Genomic DNA, 3,113 nt, shown 5'->3' on the forward strand with positions numbered 1-3,113 from the left:
CTCTTGTTAAATTCACCGTTCTGAATCTTCGAATTGAGAAATTCTTCCAATGTGGATCGCCGGGCAAAGAGGCGGTTGGCGACCTTGCCAATAGGGAGCGTGCCGCGCTCTGCATGGTGAAACACTTGTCGTTCAGTGAGGCCGAGAAATTGAGCGATAGCTTGAGCGCCCCAGAGGAAGTCCTGATCAGGGAGCGCTAGCGTGCCGCTGAGGTGTTTGGTCATGGTAAAGATCACGATGCCTTCTCCATGAAAATAAGGTTGGCCCGATTTAGAGCGTTAACGACAAAAGCGTCTCGCCCGGGATGCGGGTCGCCGAGCTCTGGGTTTCCCCCAAAATTGAGCCAATGCGTGAGCGCCTGACGCGATGCGTACAGCTGCCCGTCCATTACAAAAATGGGTACTTGCTCATATAGGATGGCGTCGCGCAGCTCATCTGACGTGACGTTGAGATATGCGGCGATATTTTCCAGGCCGCTGATGTAGTTACTCATGTCTGCCTCTGTGTATTGGAGGTGTGCCACCTCCTTTCTTGTTTGATGGATATTCGTTGAAGCGCTGGCTTTTAGCTCATCGTCCGACCTCCATTGCTCGGGCGGTCAGGTTATGAAGCGCCTGATGCAATTTCACGGACGTCAGCGAAATAGCGTATTCGAGCTCAATCGGGTCCACCCGTGAACTTCCGCCTTTGGGTTGCCTTTCGCGCTCTACGACCGGGTCAGTCGAGCCAAAGTTCAAAACGGTTCCTGCCCGATCTAGAACTTCGTGATCCGGCACCCAGGTTTTCACATACAGCTGCCTGCGATCTGCGAGGTAGATGACTTCTGGTCGGTCAAGCTCAAGCATCGCACCGCTTCTGATGGCATCGCAGGTGCGACCGACGATTGCGAGTGCAGAAGAGGGCGGTTCCATATGGTCGTTTTCGCACCGGAGATCATAGACCGTCGCCACCAACTCGGCAGCAGTTGCCTTGCTGATGGCAAAGCCCTCGGAGACAGTAATAATCACATGAGCCCGAACGATATGCTCAAGCGTCCATAGACGCCGCCAACCTCGGGGTCTGATGCGGGCATTGAGCGCCTTGATTACTCGGTACTCCTGGAGAATGCGCAGGACGCCTACAGTCGCGTCGCCTGTGAGGAGTCCCATCGGAACGAACTCGCCTTTGGACGCGGCCGACATGCCGACAGCTTCGGCGTCGGTGAGCACGCCGCGCTCACGCCATGCGCGATTGCGGAGCGCATGCTCGACCGCTTCCGGGTCATTCAGATCAAAATCCACCATGTCTGCTCCTTGCCGCATTTTCTTGCATTTGAGGCTGACGTGAGTTACGACGGCATCAGATGCCACGGCGGCATTTGTTCGTCAACCGCTTTTTTGAATGAGGAGTGCAATTAGTTCAGTCCGGAAGCGTATCTTGCCGTCCGGTAAGGCGAGGTGGCTGGTGGATTACGTTGATCCTGCGGGAAACCGCCGGAACAAGAATTTCGACCGCAAGAAGGACGCCGATGCGTTTCTTGATCAGGTGAAGGAACAGATGCGGGCCGGGACACTGGTCATGGATGACCAGACCGTGACGGTGCGTGCTGCCTGCGAGACCTATCTGGAATCTGCTTCCGTCAGGACGCTGGAGCTATCTACCTGGAGCCAGTATGAGCAGCACGTGCGCGTGCACATCATTCCCCGGATCGGGGACGTACTTCTGACCCAGCTGACCGAGCGGCGGGTGTATGAGTTTATCGACGGCCTCACTACCGGGGTCTCGGTAGCCATGGCCCGCAAGGTGGTGGCGACTCTAAAGCGGGTAATTACCAGCGCGCAGCGGCGAGGGCAGGTTGGCCGCAATATCATCATCGACAAGCAGATCAGGGTGACGGGCTCTAGCGAGTTTCAAAAACGCCTGCCCGAGCGGAGCGAGCTGCAGAAGCTTCTGGCGGCCTGTGATCCCGACACGCGTGTCCTGTTTCTGACCGCGATGCTCACCGGCTTGCGCCGGGGTGAGCTGCGCGCTCTTAGCTGGGATGATGTGCGCTTTGAAGAGCGCGTGATCCGGGTCCGGCGCTCTGCTCGTGAAACGGGGACCATCAAGGCAACCAAGACCCGCAAGGGCCACCGGGATATTCCGATAAGCGCTAATCTCATCCACGAGCTGAAGGCATGGAAGCTGAAATGTCCGACAGGACCAGAGCGGTTGGTTTTCCCGAATGGTGCTGGCCGTATTGAAAGCGGTTCCAACATCTGGAACCGGCGGTTCGTCCCGACGATGAAGGCTGCAGGGCTCGTCGATCAGGACGGCAAGCCCGTATTCCGGTTCCATGATCTGCGGCACGCGGCAGCGGCACTCTTCATCGAGCAGGGTATGGGGCCCAAGCGAATCCAGGACCTCATGGGCCACGCCTCGATCCAGATGACGTTCGACACTTATGGGTATCTATTCCGGGATGAGGACCGGGATATCCAGGCAGCAGAAGGGGTAGCCGCCAAGCTGCTTGGCGCCGGCTGATCTCATATGGGTCGGCCGCCAAATCCTCTATGAGCACCCTCATGACCCGGGTCCAAGGACCCGGGTTTTTCTAGGACTTCGCTTTTCGGGCCCGGCACCAAACGGGAACGTGTTCCCGTCCAGTTACACCCGTTCCGGCTGAATCATGCTGCACGGACGCTGCACGGAGGGGTCAATGTGTTGATTTTGTTTGACTGACCTCGGATTGAAAATCCGCGTGTCGCTGGTTCGATTCCGGCCCTGGGCACCACACAACCCCTTGTAAAACTGATGCTTTTCGACGGACCTCTCGCTAGTTGGGTCGGCCTTCGACTTGCTGCACGATGCGGCACGGGCACAAGCAATTACAACGGGTTACGGATACCCCCCGCAGCTCCTTGCTGCACGGACGCGGCGCGGTGCACTCACCGGGCAGTCCTCACGAGCGGTGAGCTTTACTGTTGTGCCATATCCACCATTTGCGGCCCGTAATTGACGCGCCGCACCTCACGGATGCGCGGTCCGGACGCGTCGCCTTCCACCAGCTCGTAGCCCAGAAGGGCGAAAACGCGGCCGCGCAGGAAAATGGGCCGTGCATCGCCATACCAGTCGACGCAAGAGGCCTGACAGCC

4 protein-coding genes are annotated in these 3,113 nt (G+C 58.0%); 1 reads left to right on the forward strand and 3 read right to left on the reverse strand.

The genetic code is table 11. The annotated features are described in order from the left end of the window. From ACTS2Z_RS01025 to ACTS2Z_RS01035, 3 genes are all read right to left on the reverse strand, one after another. A partial coding sequence (locus tag ACTS2Z_RS01025) for a hypothetical protein (protein WP_442571376.1) occupies nucleotides 1–236 on the reverse strand: 236 nt, incomplete at its 3' end. Next, the gene (locus tag ACTS2Z_RS01030; protein WP_442571377.1) at nucleotides 233–493 is read right to left on the reverse strand and encodes a hypothetical protein; all 261 of its coding nucleotides are present in this window, start codon (nucleotides 491–493) and stop codon (nucleotides 233–235) included. The genes ACTS2Z_RS01030 and ACTS2Z_RS01025, both read right to left, overlap by 4 nt. A gap of 76 nt (nucleotides 494–569) precedes the next feature. Next, nucleotides 570–1,283: a hypothetical protein gene (locus ACTS2Z_RS01035; RefSeq protein WP_442571378.1), complete on the reverse strand. Its 714-nt coding sequence runs from the start codon at nucleotides 1,281–1,283 to the stop codon at nucleotides 570–572. A gap of 160 nt (nucleotides 1,284–1,443) precedes the next feature. Here ACTS2Z_RS01035 and ACTS2Z_RS01040 point away from each other — a divergent pair, with 160 nt between their 5' ends. After that, nucleotides 1,444–2,502 carry a tyrosine-type recombinase/integrase gene (locus ACTS2Z_RS01040; RefSeq protein WP_442571379.1) on the forward strand — a complete coding sequence of 353 codons (1,059 nt, stop codon included), beginning with the start codon at nucleotides 1,444–1,446 and terminating at the stop codon, nucleotides 2,500–2,502. The last annotated feature ends 611 nt before the right edge of the window (nucleotides 2,503–3,113 follow it).

The sequence above is a fragment of the Glycocaulis sp. genome, assembly GCF_052168375.1.
Taxonomy (GTDB): Bacteria; Pseudomonadota; Alphaproteobacteria; order Caulobacterales; family Maricaulaceae; genus Glycocaulis.

What these genes read in the sequence shown, in the direction of transcription:
- ACTS2Z_RS01030 (WP_442571377.1), bottom strand. Translation starts at nt 493, where the DNA reads ATGAGTAACTACATCAGCGGCCTGGAAAATATCGCCGCATATCTCAAC.
- ACTS2Z_RS01035 (WP_442571378.1), bottom strand. Translation starts at nt 1,283, where the DNA reads ATGGTGGATTTTGATCTGAATGACCCGGAAGCGGTCGAGCATGCGCTC.